Annotated in this window: 14 protein-coding genes; 13 read left to right on the top strand and 1 reads right to left on the bottom strand. The window is 69.1% G+C overall.

Annotation, left to right across the window (positions count from 1 at the left end; genetic code table 11):
* Window positions 1–2,420: retention module-containing protein (locus EV691_RS02150; RefSeq protein ID WP_131837551.1), on the bottom strand; the 2,420-nt coding region annotated here is incomplete at its 3' end.
* Window positions 2,421–2,715: 295 nt separating this feature from the next.
* Between EV691_RS02150 and EV691_RS02155 the strand changes: the two genes are divergently transcribed.
* The 13 genes from EV691_RS02155 to ompR all read left to right on the top strand — a co-directional run bounded on the left by EV691_RS02155 (window position 2,716) and on the right by ompR (window position 22,843).
* Entirely contained in the window at window positions 2,716–4,062 is a 1,347-nt protein-coding gene (locus tag EV691_RS02155) for a TolC family outer membrane protein (protein ID WP_131299012.1), read from the top strand.
* A 22-nt stretch (window positions 4,063–4,084) separates the two neighbouring features.
* On the top strand, window positions 4,085–6,256 hold the full coding sequence (locus EV691_RS02160) for a type I secretion system permease/ATPase (protein ID WP_131299011.1): 2,172 nt from the start codon (window positions 4,085–4,087) through the stop codon (window positions 6,254–6,256).
* A gap of 13 nt (window positions 6,257–6,269) precedes the next feature.
* A complete protein-coding gene (locus EV691_RS02165) occupies window positions 6,270–7,619 on the top strand; it encodes an HlyD family type I secretion periplasmic adaptor subunit (protein ID WP_131299031.1) in 1,350 nt (449 codons plus the stop codon).
* A gap of 406 nt (window positions 7,620–8,025) precedes the next feature.
* Complete coding sequence (gene bcsE, locus EV691_RS02170; protein WP_131299010.1) at window positions 8,026–9,582, top strand: cellulose biosynthesis protein BcsE; 1,557 nt, start codon at window positions 8,026–8,028, stop codon at window positions 9,580–9,582.
* The gene (bcsF, locus tag EV691_RS02175) at window positions 9,579–9,779 is read left to right on the top strand and encodes a cellulose biosynthesis protein BcsF (RefSeq protein WP_131299009.1); all 201 of its coding nucleotides are present in this window, start codon (window positions 9,579–9,581) and stop codon (window positions 9,777–9,779) included. The genes bcsE and bcsF overlap by 4 nt, the downstream gene beginning before the upstream one ends.
* Window positions 9,766–11,418: a cellulose biosynthesis protein BcsG gene (gene bcsG / locus EV691_RS02180; protein ID WP_131299008.1), complete on the top strand. Its 1,653-nt coding sequence runs from the start codon at window positions 9,766–9,768 to the stop codon at window positions 11,416–11,418. The genes bcsF and bcsG overlap by 14 nt, the downstream gene beginning before the upstream one ends.
* A 41-nt stretch (window positions 11,419–11,459) precedes the next feature.
* A complete protein-coding gene (gene bcsR / locus EV691_RS02185; protein ID WP_242672567.1) occupies window positions 11,460–11,615 on the top strand; it encodes a cellulose biosynthesis protein BcsR in 156 nt (51 codons plus the stop codon).
* A complete protein-coding gene (bcsQ, locus tag EV691_RS02190) occupies window positions 11,612–12,427 on the top strand; it encodes a cellulose biosynthesis protein BcsQ (protein ID WP_131299006.1) in 816 nt (271 codons plus the stop codon). The genes bcsR and bcsQ overlap by 4 nt, the downstream gene beginning before the upstream one ends.
* A 2-nt stretch (window positions 12,428–12,429) precedes the next feature.
* Window positions 12,430–15,078, top strand: a complete 2,649-nt coding sequence (gene bcsA, locus EV691_RS02195; RefSeq protein ID WP_131299005.1) for a UDP-forming cellulose synthase catalytic subunit — start codon at window positions 12,430–12,432, stop codon at window positions 15,076–15,078.
* The gene (gene bcsB / locus EV691_RS02200) at window positions 15,075–17,297 is read left to right on the top strand and encodes a cellulose biosynthesis cyclic di-GMP-binding regulatory protein BcsB (RefSeq protein WP_131299004.1); all 2,223 of its coding nucleotides are present in this window, start codon (window positions 15,075–15,077) and stop codon (window positions 17,295–17,297) included. Before bcsA ends, bcsB begins: the two co-directional genes overlap by 4 nt.
* 3 nt (window positions 17,298–17,300) lie before the next feature.
* Window positions 17,301–18,416, top strand: a complete 1,116-nt coding sequence (gene bcsZ, locus EV691_RS02205; protein WP_131299003.1) for a cellulose synthase complex periplasmic endoglucanase BcsZ — start codon at window positions 17,301–17,303, stop codon at window positions 18,414–18,416.
* Complete coding sequence (gene bcsC, locus EV691_RS02210) at window positions 18,395–21,958, top strand: cellulose synthase complex outer membrane protein BcsC (RefSeq protein WP_131299002.1); 3,564 nt, start codon at window positions 18,395–18,397, stop codon at window positions 21,956–21,958. Before bcsZ ends, bcsC begins: the two co-directional genes overlap by 22 nt.
* Before the next feature lie 144 nt (window positions 21,959–22,102).
* A complete protein-coding gene (gene ompR, locus EV691_RS02215) occupies window positions 22,103–22,843 on the top strand; it encodes an osmolarity response regulator transcription factor OmpR (protein ID WP_039806286.1) in 741 nt (246 codons plus the stop codon).
* Window positions 22,844–22,926 lie beyond the last annotated feature (83 nt).

A 22,926-nucleotide genomic window follows, 5' to 3' on the forward strand; every position in this document is an offset into this window, starting at 1 on the left:
TCGGTGATCAGGATGTCCAGGCTGTCGCTGGCGGTCTGGCCGTTGGCGTCGGTGAGCAGCAGGGCGAAGGAGTCGAGCACGCTGGTGTCGCCGGCACTGTGGTCCTGGGCGCCGTCCACCCTGTAGCTGTAGCTGACGCTGCTGCCGTCGAAGCCGGTGAGGGTCAGCAGGCCCTTGGCGGTGTCGATCGTCACCGGGGTGCTGCCGAGGGCCTGCAGCTGGGCCAGGGTCAGGGTGGTGCCGCCGATCTGCAGGCTGGCGATGCCGGCCTCGCTGGCGACGCTGAAGCTGCCGGTGACCGGCTCGCCGGCGTTCTCGGCGATGCTGGCGTCGCCGGCGAGTGCGCTGTTGCCGTCGGGCACTTCGATAAGTGGCTCGCCGAGCGGCTGGACACTGATGGTGGCCGTTGCCGGACTGGCGTCTGTCAGGCCGTCGTTGTCGACGGCGGCATAGGTGAAGCTGGTTTCACCGTTCCAGTCGGCATTCGGCACGAAGGTGAGAGTGGCGGCATTGCCGGAGGCCGGCACCACGCTGCCGATGGCCAGCACGGTGGTGCCGAGCATCAGCGTGCCGTTTTCCGGCAGCGACTGGATGACGAAGGAGGCGACGCCGCCGTCGGCGTCGGTGCCAGAGAGGGTGACCGGGACCTCGCTGTCCTCGTTTCCGCTGGCGACGCTGTCGAAGGTTTCGGGGGCATCGTTCAGCGGGGTGACGCTGCCGCTGACCGTGGCGGTGGCCGTGGCGTTGCCGTCGCTGACGGTGTAGTCGAAGGCGGCCGGGCCGTTATAGTCGGCGGTTGGAGTGAACACCAGTTGGCCATTGTTGAGGGTGACGCGGCCGTTGTCGACCTCGACGGTCTGGCCTTCGGCGATGGCCTGGCCGTTGACCGCGGTGACGGTCAGCTCGTCGCCGTCCGGATCGGAGTCGTTGGCGCGTACGTCGATGGCGACGCTGCCATCTTCGGCGACGGTGAAGCTGTCCGGGGCGGCGAGGGGGGCATCGTTCACCGGCATGACGTTGCCGCTGACCGTGGCGGTGGCCGTGGCGTTGCCGTCGCTGACGGTGTACTCGAAGGTGGCCGGGCCGTTGTAGTCGGCGGCCGGGGTGAATACCAGTTGACCGTTGCTGAGGGTGACGCGGCCGTTGTCGACCTCGACGGTCTGGCCTTCGGTGATGGCCTGGCCGTCGACCGCGGTGACGGTCAGGGGATCGCCGTCCGGATCGGAGTCGTTGGCACGCACGTCGATGGCGACGCTGCCGTCCTCGGCGACGGTGAAGCTGTCCGGGGCGGCGAGCGGAGCATCGTTCACCGGCATGACGCTGCCGTTGACCGTGGCGGTGGCCGTGGCGCTGCCGTCGCTGACGGTGTAGTCGAAGGACGCCGGGCCGTTGTAGTCGGGGTCCGGGGTGAACAGCAGCTGGCCATTGCTCAGGGTGACGCGGCCGTTGTCGACCTCGACGCTCTGGCCTTCGGCGATGGCTTGGCCGTTGACCGCGGTGACGGTCAGCGCGTCGCCGTCCGGATCGGAGTCGTTGGCGCGTACGTCGATGGCGACGCTGCCGTCCTCGGCGACGGTGAAGCTGTCCGGAGCGGCGAGGGGGGCATCGTTCACCGGCATGACGCTGCCGCTGACCGTGGCGGTGGCCGTGGCGGCGCCGTCGCTGACGCTGTACTCGAAGGACGCCGGGCCGTTGTAGTCGGGGGCCGGGGTGAACAGCAGCTGGCCGTTGCTCAGGGTGACGCGGCCGTTGTCGACCTCGATGGTCTGGCCTTCGGCGATGGCCTGGCCGTCGACCGCGGTGACGGTCAGGGGATCGCCGTCCGGGTCGCTGTCGTTGGCACGCACGTCGATGGCGACGCTGCCATCCTCGGCGACGGTGAAGCTGTCGGGAGCGGCGGAGGGGGCATTGTTGGCGGGTACAGGCTGTGTCTCGTCCTCGTCCGGCTGGTCGAGCAGGTCCCGTTCCACGGGACCCTCGAAGGCATTGCCGATGCCCAGGGTCGGGTAGCCGATGATCGGGTCCAGCTGCTGGCCCGTCTCGCTCAGGACGATGAAGGTATGGCCGCCCCCCGAAGCGTTGGTGCCGCCCGTGGCGCCCGGACCGGCGGCGGTGGGTTCGAGTCCGGTGGTCGGGTCGAAGCCCTCGGCGATCGCCCGCTCCAGATCGGAGGCGGGCTCATCGGTCGCCTGCTCAGTGTCTTCGTCGTTCTGCGCCACAGCCTGCCAGGTGCTGGAACTGCCCAGCCGGAGGGTTTCGCCGTTGGCCAGTTCCAGCACCACCGAGCCATCCGCTCCGGTGAGGATCTGCTCGCCCGGCAGCAGCCGTTCCCCTTCGAAGAGCGGCCGCTTGATGCCCTCCGTGGTGAGGACGAAAACCTGCCCTGTGACGCTTTTGACGACGGCAACTGCACTGCTCATACCGATGCTCCATGCGCTTGCTGGAATGGCCTTTACGCTCGGGACTGACGTATTTCAATGACTGCAGTCAATAAAGTGACGACATCGGTTCCTGGCGAATTGATATTGCCAAAGTATTGACCCTGGCAGCAGTGATCCTAAACAATAGGGGCTAATATGTCACTTCAATATCAGTCTGGCATCTTGGTGATATCAGTGCTGCCGCAGGACCCTAAAGCGAGCCGGTTTGGCTGACGTTTCGCTTCACCCGTCCTGCCAGGCGAAATCAGCCGGTCGCTTGAAAGGAATCCCAAGCATGAAGCGTTTCACAGCCCTTCTCCCCCTGGCACTGGCCATTTCCCTCCCGGCCAGCGGGCAGACCTTGCAGGAAGCCATGCGCAGTGCGCTGGAATACCATCCGGAAGTCCAGTCGGCGCTCAACGCCCGGCTGTCGGTGGACGAGCGCCTGAAGGCGGCCAAGGGGGGCTATCTGCCCAAGGTGGACCTGCTGATGGGCTACGGCTGGGAGGGTTCCGACAACCCGACCACGCGCGGCGACGGAGACCATCGAAAGACCCTGACCCGCGGCGAGTCGTCGCTGAGCCTGCAGCAGATGTTGTTCGACGGCTTCGCCACCGACAGCGAGGTGGCGCGTCAGCGGGCCACGGTGAACTCGCGGGCCCTGGAGCTGATGGGCGTCTCCCAGCGCACCGCGCTGAAGACCGCCGAGGTCTACCTGGATGTGCTGCGGCGCCAGGAATTCGTCCGCCTGGCCGAATACAACCTGCGCAGCCACGAACGGGTCTACGAGCAGATCAGCCAGCGCAGCGCCCGCGGCGTCGGGCGCATGGCCGACCAGGAGCAGGCCGAGGCGCGCCTGGCGCAGGCGCGCAACAACCTCATCACCGAGCAGACCAACCTGGCGGACGCCAAGGTCAACTACTTCAGCGTGGTCGGCCGGCCGGCGGAGAGTCTCGCGCCGCCGGAGGGGCTGAACGGGCTGGTGCCGGAAGACCTGCTGGCCGCGCGCCAGGAGATGGTGCAGAACAACCCCTTCCTGCGTTCCTCCGAAGCCGACGTGGATGCCGCCGATGCCCAGTATCAGACCGCCAGGTCCACCTACTACCCGCGCTTCGACGTGGAGCTGGCCAACGGCTACAACGACGACCTGGACGGCACCAAGGGCCACGACAATTCCTGGCAGGCGATGGTGCGCATGCGCTACAACCTGTTCCACGGTGGCAGCGACAAGGCCGACATCCAGTCCAAGGCCCACCAGATCGACGAGGCCAGGGACATCCGCAACAACACCCTGCGGGTGCTGAACGAGGAGATCGGCCTGGCCTGGAACGCCATGCGCAACGCCCAGCAGCAGTACCCGATCTCCGAGCAGTACGCCGAGCGCGCCCGCCGCGTGCGCGATGCCTACCAGCAGCAGTTCACCATCGGCGAGCGAACCCTGCTCGACCTGCTCGACAGCGAGAACGAACTCTTTACCTCCTCGCGCCGGCGCGAGGACATCCGCTTCACCTCGATGTACAGCCAGTACCGGGTCAAGGCGGTGATGGGTTCGCTGATCCAGAGCCAGGGCGTGGTCGCGCCTATGGCCGCAGCGCCGATGGACGACGTGCGGGCCCGGGTGGCCTTGCCGAACATTGATTGAGGAACCCGCGCAGGGGCATGCCATGAGCCAGTCCGAGGAGGCGCTCGACGCCGGTCAGTCGCAAAGCCGTGGCGATCCCCGCGATCGCTGGGACGATCCCCTGCTCGACAGCCTGCTGACGCTCTGCAGCCTGCATCAGAGGCCCGCCAGCCGGGCCATGCTCAGCGCCGGCCTGCCGCTCGCCGGGCAGCGCCTGACCGTCGAGTTGCTGCCGCGCGCCGCGGCCCGCGCCGGTCTGCGCGGGCGCTGGCTGCGCCGCAGCCTGCGGCAGATCCCGAAACTGGCCATGCCGGCCCTGCTGCTGCTGCACGAGGGGCGCAGCGCCCTGCTGCTCGGCTGGGACGCGCAGGGCCGGGCGCGCCTGCTGCTGAGCGAGAGCGAGGGCGGCGAGGTCGCGGTCGACGCCGCGCTGCTCGAGGAGGACTACGCCGGCCAGGTGTTCTTCGCCCAGCCGCGGCACCGCCTCGACCCCCAGCGTGGGGAGCTGATCCCGCGCACCCGCCACTGGTTCCGCGACACCCTCGCGCGCTCGCGCTGGCTCTATGCCGATGCCCTGGCCGCCAGCCTGCTGATCAGCCTGATCGGCCTGGTCACCCCGCTGTTCGTGATGAACGTGTACGACCGGGTGGTGCCCAACCAGGCCGAGGCCACCCTCTGGGTGCTGGCGATCGGGGTGGCCGGCGCCTACTGCTTCGACCTGCTGCTGAAGACCCTGCGCGGCTTCTGCCTGGACCTGGCGGGCAAGAAGACCGACCTGATCATCTCCGCCACGCTGTTCGAGCGGATCGCCGGCATGCTCATGAAGTGCCGCCCGGCGCGGGTCGGCACCTTCGCCCAGAACATCCACGAATTCCAGAACCTGCGCGAGTTTCTCGCCTCGCTGACCCTGGCCAGCCTGATCGACCTGCCGTTCACCCTGCTGATCCTCGCCGTCATCGCGCTGATCGGCGGGCATCTGGTGTGGATTCCGCTGCTCGCCTTCCCGCTCGTCGCGCTGCTCGGCTGGCTGCTGCAGCGGCCGCTGGGCGAGACCCTGGAGCGCAGCATGGCGCTGTCCGCCGAGCGCCAGTCGGGCCTGATCGAGACGCTCGCCGGGCTCGACGCGGTGAAGGTCAACAATGCCGAGAGCGAGCGCCAGTACCTGTGGGAGCAGACCATCGGCGCCCTGAGCCGCCTGGAGCTGCGCGCGCGCATGCTCTCCGGCCTGGCGCTGAACGGCACCGTCCTGCTGCAGCAGCTCAGCGGCACGGCGCTGATCGTCGCGGGGGTCTACCTGATCATCGACGGCCAGCTCAGCATGGGCGGGCTGATCGCCTGCTACATGCTCGGCAGCCGGGCCTTGATGCCGCTGGCCATGCTCTCCGGCCTGCTGGTCCGCTACCAGCAGGCCAGGGTCACGCTGCGCACGGTGAACGACATGCTGGCCCTGCCGCAGGAGCGCAGCGAAGAGGAGCAGCCGCTCAAGCGCCAGACGCTGCAGGGCGCCCTCGAGTTCCGTGCGGTGGACTTCCACTATCCGGGCCAGCAGCAGGCCGCGCTGAGCGGCGTCAACCTGCTGATCAGGCCCGGCGAGAAGGTCGGCATCATCGGCCGCAGCGGCTCGGGCAAGAGTTCACTGGCCCGGCTGGTAGTCGGCCTGCATCAGCCCGATGCCGGCAGCCTGCTGGTCGACGGCGTCGACATGCGCCAGCTGGACATCGCCGACCTGCGCCACAACATCGGCTACGTGGCCCAGGACATCCAGCTGTTCTCCGGCACCCTGCGTGACAACCTGACCATGGGTGCGCGCTACGTCGAGGACGGACTGGTCCTGCAGGCCGCCGAGCTGGCCGGCGTGCACGAGTTCGCCCGCCTGCATCCGCAGGGCTATGCGCTGCAGGTGGGCGAGCGCGGGCAGAACCTGTCCGGCGGCCAGCGCCAGTGTGTGGCCCTGGCCCGGGCCCTGTTGCTCGACCCGCCGATCCTGTTGCTCGACGAGCCGACCAGCGCGATGGACAACACCAGCGAGGAGCGCCTGCGCCAGCGGCTGGCCGGGGTGCTCGGCGACAAGACGCTGCTGCTGGTGACCCACCGTACCTCCATGCTCGCCCTGGTCGATCGTCTGCTGATCGTCGATCGCGGGCAGATCGTCGCCGACGGGCCGAAGGCGGCCATCATGGAAGCGCTGAAGAAGGGGCAGATCCGTGTCAGCTGAGCAATCGACGAGCGTGCCCGCCGCGGAGCGCACCGGCTTCTCCGGCGGCCTTTTCGGGCAATCCGAGGCGCCGCTGCCGGAGGTCGGCCGGGCGCTGGTCGAGGACGCGCCGCGGCTGGTGCGCCTGACCATCTGGGGCATCCTCGGCTTCGTGCTGTTCTGCCTGGCCTGGGCGCACTTCGCGATCATCGACGAGGTGACCCGCGGCGAGGGCAAGGCGATTCCCTCCACGCGCCTGCAGAAGATCCAGAACCTCGAGGGCGGCATCGTCGCCGAGCTGTTCGTCCGCGAAGGACAGGTGGTGAATGCCGGCGACCCTCTGCTGCGCCTGGACGACACCCGCTTCACTTCCAACGTCGGCGAGAGCGAGGCCGAGCGCCTGGCGCTGGCCATGCGCGTCGAACGTCTTTCCGCCGAGGTCGACGGGCGCGCCCTGGAGGTGCCGGCGGAGGTCCGGGAGAAGGCCCCGGGGCTGGCCGACAGCGAACTGGCGCTGTTCCGCAGCCGCCAGCAGCAGCTCGGCGACGAGATCGCCGGCCTCGAGGAGCAGCTCACCCAGCGCCGTCAGGAGCGCCGCGAGCTGAGCTCCAAGCAGGCGCAGTTCCGCAACAGCCTGGGCCTGCTGCGCCAGGAGATCAACATGTCCGAGCCCTTGGTGGCCTCCGGGGCGATCTCCCAGGTCGAGGTCCTGCGCCTCAAGCGCGCCGAGGTCGAGAGCCGCGGCCAGCTGGATGCCACCACCCTGGCGATCCCGCGGGCGGAGGCGGCGATCAAGGAGATCGAGAGCAAGATCGGCGAGACCCGCGGGCGCTTTCGCAGCGAGGCGCTGACCCAGCTCAACGAGGCGCGCACCGAGCTGGCCAAGCTGGCCTCCAGCGGCAAGGCGCTGGAGGACCGGGTGCGCCGCACCCTGGTCACCTCGCCGGTACGCGGGGTGGTCAAGCAGCTGCTGGTCAACACCATCGGCGGGGTGATCCAGCCGGGCAGCGACATCCTCGAAGTGGTGCCGCTGGACGACACCCTGCTGGTCGAGGCGCGGGTGCGCCCGCAGGACATTGCCTTCCTGCATCCCGGCCAGGAGGCCATGGTCAAGTTCACCGCCTATGACTACACCATCTACGGCGGCCTCAAGGCCCGGCTGGAGCACATCAGCGCCGACAGCATCACCGACGAGGAGGGCAACAGCTTCTTCCTCATCCACCTGCGCACCGAGAAGAGCCACCTGGGCAGCGACGACAAGCCGCTGCTGATCATTCCCGGCATGGTCGCCTCGGTGGACATCATCACCGGCCAGAAGAGCGTCCTCAGCTACCTGCTCAAGCCGATCCTGCGCGCCCGCGCCGAGGCGTTGCGCGAGCGCTGAGCCGTTCACGGTCCCGCCCTTCGCCTCTCCCGGGGGCGAGGCTGCTCCCGCCTGACCAAGAGCAGGCCGCCAGTGAGCCGAATGAGCGGTCATGGCTCGCTATGGGCCCATACGCCGCTGCCGGGCGCCTTTGTCCGTCATTGCGGCACCATGGGTGCAAGCGCAGGCTTCGCGTCGCCAGTACCTGTGCGAACAGACAGCGGCGGGACAGCGCATATAAATTGTGTGGGTTACCTGTCGCTTTTGGGATAACCGGCTATCTTGATATCACGGCGCTGTTACAGCAGTGGCACTGTGCCTGATTTCATTTACTACACAAGGAAGGAAGTAGTGGGTTTTACCGGCACCTTCGTGGTCGGAGGCGGCTTTGTCTCCTCTCCACGCAGTGCCTCATTGGGGACATCTCATGTGCGATCCAAGGATGGTCGATGCGCAGCGTTTCTCTCTGGCGATTCCGAAACTGCACGATGAGTTGGCGCAACTGTGTAGGGGAAGTTTGTACTGGCTGGCCTGCGCCCGGGTTGAGGATGCCGACAGGCTGTGCCGCCAGATCCTGGCGGGAATGGGAGCCGGCACACGTGCCGCGCTAGTGGTTGGCGGGCGCTCGCCCCAGTTGCTGACCCTGGGGCTGGATGCCCGCCAGGGGCCGACCGAGCTGGCTTCCTGCAGTTTTTCCGAGCATCAGGCAGCCGCCGTCCTGCAAGACCTGCCGAAGGAGTTGGAGCGCGCCCTGCGCCCACGCGGACGGCTGTTGCTGCTGTCGGTGCCGGCGCAGGCCTGGAGCGGCTTCGACCAGGGCTGGCTGCAGGCCTGGTGCATGCGGATGCGTACCTGGCTGGCCGCGCGTGACTGCAGCCTGCTGGTGGTGACCCATGCCGGCTCGGCAGCGCTGTATTTTCGCCTGCAGACGTGCAACGAGTATCTGGCTGGGCTTGCACAACTGTACTGGCAAACCGGGGCCATCCATTATCTGGTGCATTTCTGGCGCAACGAGTGGGGCGTGAGCGGCAGCTGCGCCCTGGAGCTGGTGGAGGGGGCCGCAGGCTTTGCCGTGCGCGTCCAGCCCGGAATGCCGGCGCTACCGGACGCCGGCGACCAGCAGCTGTGCCTGGCCCTGCGCGAGATCCTCGAGGGGGCGCCGGCGCTGTCCGAGCACTGGCAACTGTTCGACGAGCCGCAGGCCCTGCTGGCCAGGGCGATGCATGCCCAGGCTGCCAGCGTGCTGCTGGCGATCGCCGGCAACGATCGCGTCGGCGAACTGGCTCGCCAGCTGTATGCGTTGCGCCAGCACCGCGGCGCGGCGCTCAAGCTGGTGGTCCGTGAGCTGGCGCCTTGCCTGCGTGGCCCCGACGAGCAGGTGCTGCTGGGCTGCGGGGCAAATCTCGTCGTGCCGTGCGGCACCCGCCTGCCGCGCTTCCTGACGCTGCTCGGCACTGTGCAGGGCCAGCTCTGGCGGGGGCGTCTGCCGGCAGACATCGAGGAGTTCCTGCGCCATCGACAGCCGCCGCCGCAGCGTGGTGTGGTGCCGGGTGGACAGTTCGTGGCTCAGGTACGCGAGATCCTCGCTCTCGAACGGTCGGACGAGGCCCGTCATCTGCTCCTGGCGTTGAGTCCGGTAGCGGGGCTGAGTGTGGCGCAGACCTTGGGCCAGTGCCGGCTGCGCCGCTACGGCGATTTCGCCTGCATCGGCGGTGGGCGGCTGTATCTGTTCCTTTTCGGCTGCCCGTCCGAAGGCCTGGAAATGGCCTTGGGCCACGTGTTCCGCCTGCCTTGGCGCGAGTTGTTCAGCGAATACGAGGTGCTGGCGGGTGTGGATGCCCTGTGGCTGGACTGGCCCGCTGGGGCGTTGCCGAACGAGGCGCCGCCGAGCGCAGCGATCGCCCCGGCGTCTCAGTCTGCCGGCCATGAGCTGCTGCCGGCGCCTCGACAGGTAGTGCTGCCCAACGTTCTGGGGGCGCCATGAACTATTCCGACGCCTTGCAATTGATCGGAGCCACCATCCTGCTGACCCTGCCGCTAGGCCTGCTGCTCGGCCATCTGGGTGGCCACCTGCCAAGGCTGGTCGAACGGCTTCTTCCGCCTCGCTATCTGCAGATCCACCCCGTCCGCCGCCGTCAGCCGGCGGATGCCCCGGCGAGCGAAGACCATGAGCCACGCTGAGCAACTGCTGCCGGGCTCCGTGCAGTCATCCAGCGCCTGGGCTGGGCTGGGAGCCTGGAACCTGTACTTCCTGTTGAAGCTCCTGCTGCTCTGGCAGGGGCTGCTGAACTTTCACGTACTGCCCAACCTGCTTTTCGCCGGCGTGCTCCTGCTGCCCCTGCGCCATGACTGGCCGCGGCGGCTGCGGCGCTGGCTGGCAATGCCGGTAGCCGTGGCGCTGTTCTATCACGACACCTGGCTGCCACCGCTCGAGCGCCTGGCTGCGTTGGCCGACGTGCTGGATTTCTCCGCCGAGTATCTGCTGGAGCTGGCGGGGCGCCTGGTCAACTGGCAACTGCTCGGGCTGTGCCTGCTGCTGGTGGTGGCCTACTGCCTGCTAGCGCCCTGGCTGCGCCTGACCAGCATCAGCGTGATCGGCATGCTCTGGCTGGCGTTGCAGTCGCTGCCGGGCGCTTCCGGACTGACGTCGGCGGCGAATGCCGGCGCTACGGCGGCGACGGGGCCCCTGGATGGCCATGGGCCGGGTATCCAAGCCGGCACAGCCGGCAACGAACCGGTCGATGGGCGTGTTCTGGACGTCTATCTGGAGCGCTTCTACCGGGGCGAGGCTGGGCGCAGGACGCATTTCGTACCCGCTGCCGCAGGGAGCGCGCCCTTCGATCTGCTGCTGCTGAACATCTGCTCGCTGGCCTGGAGCGACCTGCAGACCTCGGGCTTGAGCGGCCATCCCCTGCTGCAGCGGATGGACATCGTTTTCGACGAATTCAACTCGGCCAGCGCCTACAGCGGCCCTGCCGTGATCCGCCTGCTGCGCGCCAGCTGCGGACAGACCTCGCATGCCGGCCTGTACCAGCCGCCGGACGAGCAGTGCCTGCTGTTCGAGAACCTCAAGACACTCGGTTTCGGCACCGAGATGCTGCTCAATCACAATGGCCGCTTCGACGGTTTCCTCCAGGAGGTACAGGCCGAGGGGCGGATGCCCGCGCCGATGGCCCTGACCAACCGGTTGCGGCACCGGATGGTCGGCTTCGACGGTTCGCCGATCTGGCGTGACCAGGAGGTGCTCGGCGGCTGGTGGCAGCAGCGCCGGGGCCTCGACAGGCCGCGGGTGGCGCTGTTCTACAACAGCATCAGCCTGCACGACGGCAACCGCCGGGTCCATGAGAGTGGGCGTACCCAGCGCGCGGATTACGCGAGCCGGGCCCGGCAGCTGCTGGACGATCTGAGCGCCTTCATCGAGGAACTGCAGCGCAGTGGGCGGCGCGTTGTGCTGGTGCTGGTGCCCGAGCACGGGGCGGCGCTGCACGGCGATCGCATGCAGATCGCCGGCATGCGCGAAATCCCCAGCCCGGCGATCACTCATGTTCCGGTGGGGGTCAAGCTGATCGGCATGTCGGCGCCGCCGCGCGGCGAGCCGCTGCATGTGCGCGAGCCGAGCAGCTATCTGGCCCTGTCGGAGCTGATCGCCCGCCTGCACGAGGGGCGTGCGGACGGGTCCGAGGGCATCGACTGGACCACGCTGCTCGACGGGTTGCCGCAGACGCCGCGGGTGGCGGAGAACGCCGGCACCGTGGTCCTCGACTATCAGGGCTCCACCTACATCCGCATCAAGAACGAGTGGTTGCCTTATCCACAGTGACTCCAGGGAACGGAGGGTCTGCCATGCATGGCCGAGTGCGCATGAAGCGCAACAACGATATCGCCAACCTCAAGGAGGCCCTGCGCCTGCCCGGGTTGGCCTATGTGGACTGTGCCGCCCGGCAGGAGCTGAGGCTCGCGTTGCAGCGCTGGCCGCTGCTGGCCGAGCTGCTGGCGGCGCGGGGGGTGGAGCCATGACCGCTCCGGCTACCAGCCTGACGCTGCGCGGGGTGCGCGGCGGCGTCGGGGTCAGCTCGCTGCTGGCGGCGCTCGGCCATGCCCTGGAGGGCCTGGGCGAGCGGGTGCTGCTGGTGGACATGTGTCCGGAGAACCTGCTGCGCCTGCACTTCAATCTGCCGCTGGGTGAGAAGGACGGCTGGGCGCGCGCCACGCTGGACGGCCATCCCTGGAGTGCGTCGGCATGGTGCCTGGGAAACCACATGCACCTGCTGCCCTACGGCTGCCTGACTGTTCAGGAGCAGGCGCAGATGGAGGTGTACCTGCGCCGGGAGCCGGAGTTGTGGGCGCGGCGCCAGGCCAGCCTAGCCAGCCATTTCGACTGGATCCTGTTCGATCTGCCCCAGCGTCTGCCCGGGCATTGCCTGCTCGGGACGTGCGACCTGTCCATCCTGCTGCTCGAAGCGGATGTCGCCTGCCATGTCCTGTTGCAGCAGCCCATGACGGAGGGCCTGCTGCTGGTCAACCGGTTCGACCCGGCCAGCACGTTGCAGCGCGATCTGCTGCTGGTCTGGCAGCAGACCCTGTCCAGCCGTCTGCTGCCTCAGGTCATGCACCTGGATACGGCCATGCCCGAGGCGCTGGCGCACAAGCAGCCGGTCGGCCATTACGCCCCCTCCAGCCTGGTGGCGCTGGACGCCGCGAGTCTGGCCACCTGGCTTCTGACCCGCCGTGCGCCGCTTGCCGGCGAGCGGGCAGTTCCGACCGGCAGTGCCGAGCAGCGGGTGACGCTGCATGCCAAGGCGGGCGTCGAGCCGGCTGCAGGGGGCTGAGCATGGTCGATCCTGTCAGGGACGCTGCCCGGCCCGGGGAGCGCCCTCGCGGTCTGGCGGCCATCTGGCCGTACCGCTACCTGCGCGAGTGCCGCGGCGCTACGGCTGCTACCGCCATGCTGCTTTGTGTGCTGCAGGCGCTGGCCTGGCTGGTATTGCATCTGGAATCGCCGGTCTGGCAAGCCGTCCGGCGCGACCACGGGCGCTGGTTCCCGCACCTGGCGAACAAGGTGCCGACTCTCGGCGATCCATTGCGCTATGGACTGCAGGGCCTGTGGCTGTTGCTGACTCGCCCGGTCGTCTTGCCGCGGTTCATTGTCTGGCACCGACTCTGGCACAGTGCCACGGCTCCGCTGCGGCGGCTGCGTCTGTGGCATGGGCTGATCCTGGATCGGCTCAGGCGGCGTCTGCAGAACGGCCGCATCGAAACGGCGACGGAGACGGTGCTGGCCGGTCTGAGCTGCCGCCAGCGGGGCGTGCTGGCCGGCGTGCTCGGGCTGCTCGGAACGGCACTGGCGCTGCTGTGCATCACCGAGCCCTTCGGCTCTCAGGCGCAGCTGCTGTTCAGCCTGCTGCTGTGGATGCTGGCCATGGTTCTTTGGCGTCTGCCGGGGACCTTTCCCACCCTGCTGCTGATCCTGCTGTCGGCGATCGTCTCGTGCCGCTACCTGTGGTGGCGCTACAACTCCACGCTGCACTGGGACAGCGCGCTGGATCTGACCCTGGGGCTGGTCCTGCTGGCCGCGGAGACCTATGCCTGGCTGGTGCTGATGCTCGGCTATGTCCAGTCGAGCAGGCCACTGCGACGCAAGCCGGCGCCATTGCCCGTCGACACGGTGCGATGGCCGACCGTGGACCTGATGATTCCGACGTACGACGAGGACCTGGCGGTGGTGCAGACCACCGTGTTCGCCGCCCTGGGAATCGATTGGCCGGTCGGCAAGCTGCGCATCCACCTGCTCGACGACGGCCGGCGCGAGAGCTTTCGCCGCTTCGCCGCCGAGGTCGGGGTGGGCTACATCACCCGCCCCGACAACCGCCACGCCAAGGCCGGCAATCTCAACCATGCGCTGCGCGTGACCGATGGCGAGCTGGTGGCGATCTTCGACTGCGACCACGTACCGGTGCGCTCCTTCCTGCAGCTCACCGTCGGCTGGTTCCTGCGCGACCCGAAACTGGCGCTCGTGCAGACCCCTCACCATTTCTTCTCGCCCGACCCCTTCGAGCGCAACCTGGGCACCTTCGGGCGCGAACCCAACGAGGGAGAGCTGTTCTACGGCCTGCTGCAGGACGGCAACGATCTGTGGAATGCCGCCTTCTTCTGCGGCTCCTGTGCGGTGCTGCGGCGTGCGGCGCTGGAGGCAATCGGTGGGTTCGCCGTGGAAACTGTCACCGAGGATGCCCATACCGCCCTGCGCCTGCATCGCCACGGCTGGAATTCGGCCTATCTGCGCATTCCCCAGGCCGCCGGCCTGGCCACCGAGACGCTGGCGGCGCATATCGGCCAGCGCATTCGCTGGGCACGCGGCATGGTGCAGATCCTGCGCACCGACAATCCCTTGTTCGGCAAGGGCCTGAGTCCGCTCCAGCGGCTGTGCTACATCAATGCCATGCTGCATTTCCTCGCCGGCCTGCCGCGCCTGGTGTTCCTCACCGCGCCGCTGGCGTTCCTGCTGCTGCATGCCTACATCATCTACGCACCGGCGCTGATGATCCTGCTCTACGTGCTGCCGCACATGATCCACGCCAGCCTGGCCGGCTCGCGCCTGCAGAGCGATTACCGGCACATCCTGTGGGGCGAGCTGTACGAGACGGTACTGGCCTGGTACATCGCGCGGCCGACCACCCTGGCCCTGTTCGCGCCGAAGCTGGGAGCCTTCAACGTCACCGCCAAGGGTGGGTTGATCCCGGACGGCTGGTTCGACTGGCGCACGGCCCGGCCCTACCTGACGCTCGCCGCGCTGAACGCGCTCGGTCTGGGATTCGCCGTCTGGCGTCTGCTCCAAGGTCCCGCCGAAGAGATCGGGACCGTGCTCATCAGCGGCCTGTGGGTGCTCTTCAACCTGCTGATCATCGGCGGCGCCGTGGCGGTGTCCGCCGAAGTGCGCCAGGTACGCCGGAACCACCGGGTGACGGCGGTGCTGGAGGCGGTTCTGCGCCTGCCCGATGGCCGCGCCTACCCGTGCCTGCTGAGCGACTATTCGGTCGGCGGTGCCGGCATCGAGCTGCCGCAGGCCCTGACGCTGGCCCAGGGCTCGCCGGCCACGCTGCTGCTCGCGCGCGGGCGTCGCGAGTTCGCCTTTCCCTGCACCCTCAGCCGCTGCCTCGGCCGGCAGATCGGCATCCGCTTCGACGGCCTCAGCCGCCAGCAGCAGATCGATCTCGTCCAATGCACCTTCGCCCGCGCCGACGCCTGGCTGAACCGCACCGAGCGATACGGCGAGGAGCGCCTGCTCGGCAGTGTCGCCAGCGTGCTCCGTCTGGGCGGCAGGGGATATCTGCGGCTGTTCGAGCATGCCCCCGGGCGGTTGCGTCGACTGCTGCGGCCCGTGTCGAGGCTGCTGCGCTGGCTGTCCAGTTTCCTGCCGCGCTCGCCGCTCCCGGCTTCCTCCATTCCACCTTTTCTGCACATGGAAGTGTCGAAAGCATGAAGAATCGAACTTCGATCAAGTTCTGGCTGGCAGGTCTGTGCCTGCTGGCCATCGGCAACAGCCTGGCAGAGCCCAAGCCGGCGCCCCGGGCCGAGGTGGCACCGAGCTGGCGCACCACCTACAGCTTCGAGCAACTGGGCCGGCAGGTCGACTCCCTGCTACTGGGGATTCGCAACAGCGACCAGCTGGAGTTCCGCCTGCGCCGCGACCGCCTGGTCAGCGAGGCGACGCTGCAGCTCGACTACACCCCTTCACCCTCGCTGCTGCCGAACCTGTCGCACCTGCGCGTCTACCTCAACGACGAGCTGATGGGCGTGCTGCCGGCGACCGGCGCCCAGCCGGGGCAGCGCGTCAGCCAGCAACTGCGTCTCGAGCCGCGGCTGCTGGGCGACTTCAACCGTTTGCGCCTGGAGCTGGTCGGCCATTACACCGATGTCTGCGAGGATCCGGCCAACAGTGCCCTGTGGCTGAGCCTCGGTCGCCAGAGCCGGATCTCCTTGGTCGAGCAGCCCTTGATCCTGAGCAACGACCTGGCGCATTTCCCGGCCCCCTTCTTCGACGAGCGCGACATGCGCAAGTTGGTGCTGCCGGTGCTGTTCGCCGGTTCGCCGACCCTGGGCGAGCAGCAGGCCGCGGCGATTCTGGCTTCCTACTTCGGCAGCCTGGCCGGCTGGCGTCGCGCCAGCTTCCCGGTGCTGTTCGAGCAACTGCCCGAGGCAGTGCACGAGCCGGGCCAGCCGGCGCTGGTGTTCGCCACCAATGCGCGGCGCCCGGCGTTCATGGCCGACCTGGAGCGTTTCCCGCCGGTCGAGGGGCCGGTGGTGGAGATGATCGGCCATCCCCGGGACCCCTACGCCAAGCTGCTTCTGGTGCGCGGGCGCGACGAGCAGGATCTGGTCAGGGCGGTCACCGCCCTGGCCGTGGGCCGCGAACTGCTGCGTGGCCAGCGGGTCGCCTTCGACCGGCTGCCGGCACTACCGGCGCGTCGGCCCTACGATGCGCCGAACTGGGCGACTACCGAGCGCCCGGTACGTTTCGCCGAATTGCTCGAATATCCGCAGCAGCTGCAGGTCAGCGGCCTGCAACCGCCGCCGATCAGCCTCGAGCTGAACCTGCCGCCGGACCTCTTCGTCTGGCGCAACCAGGGTATTCCCCTGAGTACCCGCTATCGCTACAGCACGCCGACACAGGCTGACGATTCGCGCCTCAGCGTCAGTTTCAACGGGCAATTCATCAGCAGCGTGCCGCTCGTCGGGCGCGAACCGGGCCGCGTGCTGGCCGGACTGCCGCTGGCCGGGCTGGTCGGCGGCGATGGTGCCCAGAACGAGAGGCTGCTGCTGCCGGCGCTGAAGATCGGCGAGCGCAACAGCCTGCGCTTCGACTTCAACTTCGCCAGCCAGCTTGGCAGCAGCCAGCGCGAGCGCTGCCAGACGATCCTGCCGGTGAACGTGCAGGCCGTCATCGACGAAGGTTCCACCATTGATCTGTCCGGTCTCCACCACTACATGGCGCTGCCCGATCTGCGCGCCTTCGCGCGCAGCGGCTTCCCCTTCAGTCGCCTGGCCGACCTGTCGGAGACGCTGGTGCTGGTGCCGTCGCAACCCAGTGCGGTCCAGGTCGGCACCCTGCTCGATGCGCTCGCCGGCATCGCCGCGCATGTCGGCTATCCGGCCCTGGGCGTGCGCCTGAGCGACGGCTGGGCGCAGGCCCAGGGCCTGGATGCCGATCTGCTGCTGCTCGGCCCGCGGCCGGCCTCGCTGCACGACAGCCCCGACCTCGACGCGCTGTTCGACCTGGCGCGTGGCTGGCTGCAGCAGGCCACCGCCCGGCCGACCGCCGCTCCCGAGGCCGGCGCACAGGCGCCGCTGGCAGCCATCGTCGGCATGCAGTCACCCTTCCATCCGCAGCGCAGCCTGGTCGCCCTGCTGGCCTCGTCGGCGGACGATCACGCCCTGTTGCGCGACACCTTGGGCGATGTCGGCAAGCTCGACGCAGTGGCCGGCTCGCTGGCGCTGATTCGCAGCAGCGGCGTGAGCAGCCAGTTCGTCGGCAAGCGCTACTACGTCGGCCAGTTGCCCTGGTGGCTGCTGCTCTGGTACCACCTGGCCGAACGACCGTTGCTGCTGGCCGTGCTGGCATCGCTGGGCATCGTGCTGCTGGCCTTCCTGCTGTGGGCGGCGCTGGGGCAGCGGGCGCGGCGCCGCTTGGGAGAGGGATGACCGATGCTGCGTGCCTTGTGCTGCGCCATGGCGCTGGCCATGGCCGGGCGTGCCGCGGCCGCGGACTGTACATGGCCGGCTTGGGACGCCTTCAAGCGGGATCTGATCAGCGCCGATGGCAGGGTCATCGACCCTTCCTTGCCCCAGAAGCCCACCACCTCGGAAGGGCAGAGCTATGCGCTGTTCTTTGCCCTGGTCGCCAACGATCGCGAGAACTTCGCCCGCCTGCTCGAGTGGACGCAGAACAACCTGGCCGGTGGCGATCTGGACCGGCACCTGCCGGCCTGGTTGTGGGGGGACGACGGCAAGGGGCGCTGGACGGTGCTCGATGCGAACAATGCCAACGATGCCGACCTGTGGCTGGCCTACAGCCTGCTGGAGGCCGGGCGGCTCTGGCAGGTGCCGGACTACCTGGGGCGCGGCGAGCGCCTGCTCGCGCGCATCCAGGCGCAGACCCTGCGCCGGCTGCCGGGGCTGGGGGCGCTGCCCTTGCCCGGCGATCTGGGATTCGAGGCGGAGCAGGGCTGGCGGCTCAATCCCAGCTATCTGCCGCCGCAGCTGCTGAGGCGTTTCGCCGCCAGCGACGCGCGCTGGGCCGAAGTGGCCATCGGCGGCCTGCGCCTGCTGCGCGAGGGTGCCCCCCTGGGGCTGGCTCCGGACTGGCTGCTATGGCGCCACGAGCAGGGCTGGGCAGCCGATCCCAAGTCCGGCAGCCGCGGCAGCTACGACGCCATCCGCGTTTACCTGTGGGTCGGCATGCTGGGCGAGGGCGCGCCGGAGCGGGCCGGGCTGCAGCGGCATTTCGCCCCCATGGCCGAGTTGACCGCGCGGCTGGGCGCGCCGCCGGAAAACGTCGATACCACCAGCGGCAAGACCAGCGGCAGCGGTCCGGCCGGTTTCTCGGCGGCGCTGCTGCCGCTGCTGGCGGCCAGCGAACAGCACACCGCATTGCAGCAGCAGCGCGATCGCCTGCATCGCCATCCGCCGCGTCGCAAGAACTATTACAACCGGGTCCTGGCGTTGTTCGGCATGGGCTGGGATGAGCGTCGTTACCGTTTCGACGCGGACGGCCGACTGCTGCCGTCCTGGGAGGATGCATGCGCAACCGAAGGGAATTGACCCACCTCTTGCTGCTGCTGGGCGCTTTGCAGGGAGTGAGTCTGGCGCAGGCCCAGCCGGGCGTGCAGGAGGGGCAGCAGCAACGGCTGATCGAGCAGATCCGGGTAGGCGAGGCGCTGTATCGCGACGATCTGGTGCGCGATTCGCTGACGCGCCTGGAGTCGATTGCACCGGATGCTCCCGAGGCGCTGGCGGCCGGCATCCGCCTGGCCCTGCGCCAGCAGGATCAGGGCCGGGCCGAGACGCTGCTGGCGCGCCTGGCCGAAGTCGCGCCCGGCTCGCCGCCGTGGCGCCAGTCGCAGCTGCTGGTGAGACTGAGCCAGCCCTGGGGCCGGCAAGCCCTGCAGGAGGCCCGCCTGCTTGCCGCTGCCGGCCGTGCCGACGAGGCCCTGGCGGCCTACGACAAGCTGCTGGCCGGCGCCCCCTTGGATCTCGAGCTGGGCGTGGAATACTGGAAACTGCGCGGTGGTCTGGCGGGGCAGCGTCCGCAGGCGATCGAGCGCCTGCGCGAACTGGACCGCCAGTATCCCGGCAATGCCGCCCTGCGCCAGAGCCTGGCCGGCCTGCTGTTCGCCCAGGCGCGCAACCGCGAAGCGCTTCAGGTGCTGCACCAACTGGCCGACGATCCGCGGGCGAGGAGTGCGGCGGCGCAGCGCGAGTTCGATTATCTCGACGAGCTGGAGCCTGGCACGGAAAGCGTCGCCGGCTGGCAGGCGTTCGTCGATCGCTACCCGGATTCTCCCCTGCGCGCCGAGGCCGCGGCGGCGCTGGCGCGCCAGCGCACGCTGCTGGCCGATCCCGGCTGGCAGGCGGCCCAGCGCGGTCGGCGCCTGCTCGAGCAGGGCCATGACGCCGAGGCACAGGTGCAGTTGCGCCAGGCGCTGCGGAGTTTTCCACAGGACGGCGGTCTGCACGGTGCCCTGGGCCTGGCGCAGATGCGCCTGGGGCAGCGCGAGGCGGCGGATGCCTCGTTCCGGCAGGCCTTGCGTCTGGACAGGGACAGCCGGCGTATCGACAAGTGGAGCGACCTCAGGGCCGCGAACCGCTATTGGCTGACCCTGCAGCAGGGCGAGGCGGCGCTGGCGGCGAAGCGCTTCGGGCAGGCCCGCAGCCTGTACGGGAGCGCCCGGCGGCAGCGGCCGCGCGAGGTCGGGGCATGGCTGGGGCTGAGCGAGGTGGCGCTCGCCGAGGGACAGACGGGCGAGGCCGAGCGCCTGCTGCTGCAGGCGCGCCAGCTCGCCCCGGACCACGAAGGCGTGCTGCACGGGCTCTATCGGCTGTACCTGGCGCAGTCGCCGGACAGGGCCCGTGTCTGGCTCGACAGCCTGTCACCGGAGCAACAGCGCGGCTTCGCCGGGCAGCGCCGCACCCTGCGCCTGCAGCAGCTCCGCCAGGCCGGCGAAGCCGCCCGCGCCCGCCAGGACTGGGCGCAGGCCAGTGCCTCTTTGCAGCAGGCCGTCGAGCTGGATCCCGACGATCCCTGGCTGGCCTATCACCTGGCCGGCAGCCTGAGCGAGCAGCGCCGCCATGGCGAGGCCGACGCGGTGTTCGAGCGCCTGCTGCAGCGCCAGGGGCGCGATCCGCAAGCCCGCCATGCCCACGGGCTCTACCTGGCCGCCAGCGCGCGCGACGCCAGTGCGCTGAGCAGCCTGGAGGCGATCCCGCAGGCGCAGTGGAGCGACGACATGCGGGCGCTGGCGGCGCGCCTGCAGCGGCGCTACCTGCTGGCGCGGGTCGAGGCGCTGCAGGCGGCCGGTCAGGAGCGGGAAGCCATCGCCCTGCTGCAGGCCCAGGCCGCCGACGGGCCGCTGCTGGCCGAAGGTCTGCTGCGCCTGGCCGACCGGGCACGGCAGCGTGACGACCACGCCCGGGCCCAGGACCTCTACCGGCAGGTGCTGACGCGCGATCCGGCGCATGCCGAAGCCCGTCTCGGGCAGATCGAGAGCTGGCTCGAACTCGGCGAAACGGCCCGTGCCCGCCGTGCCCTGGAGCAGGCACCGCCGGAGTTTCCCGCCGCGGAGATCGGTGCGCGCCGCCGGCTGGGCAACGCCTGGGCAGCGGTGGGCGAGCGCCAACGCGGCACTGCGCTGCTCGAGCAGCTAGCCGGCGAGCAGCAGGCACCGGATGTCCTGCTGCATCGCGACCGGGCACGCCTGCTGGCCTCGATCGAGCCGCAGCGGGCGCTGGATGTCTACGCCCGCGCCATGGGCGACGCCGGTCTGCTGACGAGCGGGCAGACGAGCCCGCGCGACGACCGTGCCCTGACCCTGGCCAGCCGCGAGCAGGATGAGGACGACTGGCTGCGGCGCAGCCTGCGCAGCGATGTCGACGAGCTGTATCGGCGGCAGAACCCGACGTTGCGCCTGCAGCACGACCATGCCTGGCGCGAGGACAGCACCACGCCCGGGCTATCCGACCTCGAGACCGATACCAGCATCGTCCAGATCGACTGGCCGTTGGCGGGCGGTCAGGCCTTTCTGCGCGCCGAGCAGGTGCGCATGGATGCCGGCAGCTTCGATACCGATGCCGATGGCCGGCATACCGAGGAATTCGGCACCTGTTCCTTCCAGGGGCGCGACAGCGCCGGCCGCTACCAGGCGCTGCCCGGCTGCCTGGGCGGCTCGCAGACCGACAGCGGCACCGCCGTGGCCATAGGGTGGCGCAACGAGCGCCTGGTGGTCGATTTCGGCCGCTCGCCGCAGGGCTTCGAAATCGACAACTGGCTGGGCGGGGTGACCTACGACTGGGATTTCGCCGGGCTGGGCTGGTCGCTGACTGCATCACGGCGGCCGCTGACCAACTCGCTGCTGTCCTATGCCGGCAGCGTCGATCCGCGTACCGGCATCCGCTGGGGCGGGGTCACGGCCAATGGCGTCAGCTTGGGCCTGAGCCATGACCGGGGCGGCCGCCACGGCGTCTGGAGCCAGTTCGGCAGGCACTGGCTGCACGGCAAGAACGTGGCCGACAACGAGCGCACCACGGCGATGGCCGGCTACTACTACAAGCTGATCGACCGCGCCGACACGCGCATGCGCCTCGGCCTGACCGGGATGTACTGGCACTACGACAAGGACCTCGGCGACTACAGTCTCGGCCAGGGCGGCTATTACAGCCCCCAGCACTACTATTCGCTCGGCGTCCCGGTGAGCTACGCCTGGCGCAACAGCGACTGGTCGGTGTTGCTGGAGGGATCGCTCGGCTGGTCGTACGCGGTCACCGACGATAGCGAGCGCTACCCGCTGCAGCGCCTGATCGCCCGGCCGCTGGCCGAGATCATGGCGCAGTCCGAACCGGCGGCCTTCGGCCGGGACAACTTCCGCCAGGACGGCGGTCGCAGCGATGCGCTCAGCTACCGGGCCCAGGCCCTGGTCGAGCGGCGGCTGAGCGATCACCTGGTGCTGGGCGGCGGATTCACCCTGCAACACAGCAGGGACTATGCGCCGCAGCGCGTGTCGCTCTACCTGCGCTATACCTTCGAACCCTGGCAGGGCAACCTGTCGCTGGTGCCCAGTCCGCTGATTCCCTATGGCGACTTCAGGTAGCGGCGTCTCGCCCGCCCGTCCGCACCCCGTGCCGTCGCGCGCGGCGCAAGGTGGCGCTCCGGGTAAAATCTGCTAACAATGATCGGCCGAACGGCCGCCAGGGCAGCGTCATATAATGGCGTCCGACCGTCGCCAGGAGTCCCGATGAACAGCACAGCCAGCGCCACGCCGGAAGGCGAAAAGATCCTCGTCGTCGACGACGACCCCCGTCTGCGCCACCTGCTGGATCGCTTCCTCAGCGAGCAGGGCTACCGCGTGCGGGCGGTGGAGAACGTCGAGCAGATGGACCGCCTGCTCGGCCGCGAAATCTTCAACCTGGTGGTGCTCGACCTGATGCTGCCCGGCGAGGACGGCCTGTCCGCCTGCCGCCGCCTGCGCGAGCGCGACAACCCGGTGCCGATCATCATGCTCACCGCCAAGGGCGACGAGAGCAGCCGCATCCAGGGGCTGGAGCAGGGTGCCGACGACTATCTGGCCAAGCCGTTCAACCCCCGCGAGCTGCTGGCGCGGATCAAGGCCGTGCTGCGCCGTCAGGCGCCGGTGGTGCCGGGCGCACCGACCAGCGAGGACGAGATCGTCAGCTTCGGCGACTACCGGCTGTCGCTGGCCACCCGCGAGCTGATGAAGGGCGACCAGGTGCAGATGCTCACCACCGGCGAGTTCGCCGTGCTCAAGGCGCTGGTCCAGCATGCCCGCGAGCCGCTGACCCGCGACAAGCTCATGAACCTCGCCCGCGGCCGCGAATGGGACGCCCTGGAGCGCTCCATCGACGTGCAGATCTCGCGCCTGCGCCGGCTGATCGAGCCGGACCCGTCCAAGCCGCGCTATATCCAGACCGTCTGGGGCGTCGGCTATGTGTTCGTCCCGGACGGCACCAAGTCGTAGGACGGAAAACGGCCGCAGGCCTTTTCCGTCGCCAGGCCGAGAGGTGGAAAACCGCTTGGCGGGTTTTCCACCCTGACGCTGAT

The sequence above is a fragment of the Azotobacter chroococcum genome, assembly GCF_004339665.1.
Taxonomy (GTDB): Bacteria; Pseudomonadota; Gammaproteobacteria; order Pseudomonadales; family Pseudomonadaceae; genus Azotobacter; species Azotobacter chroococcum.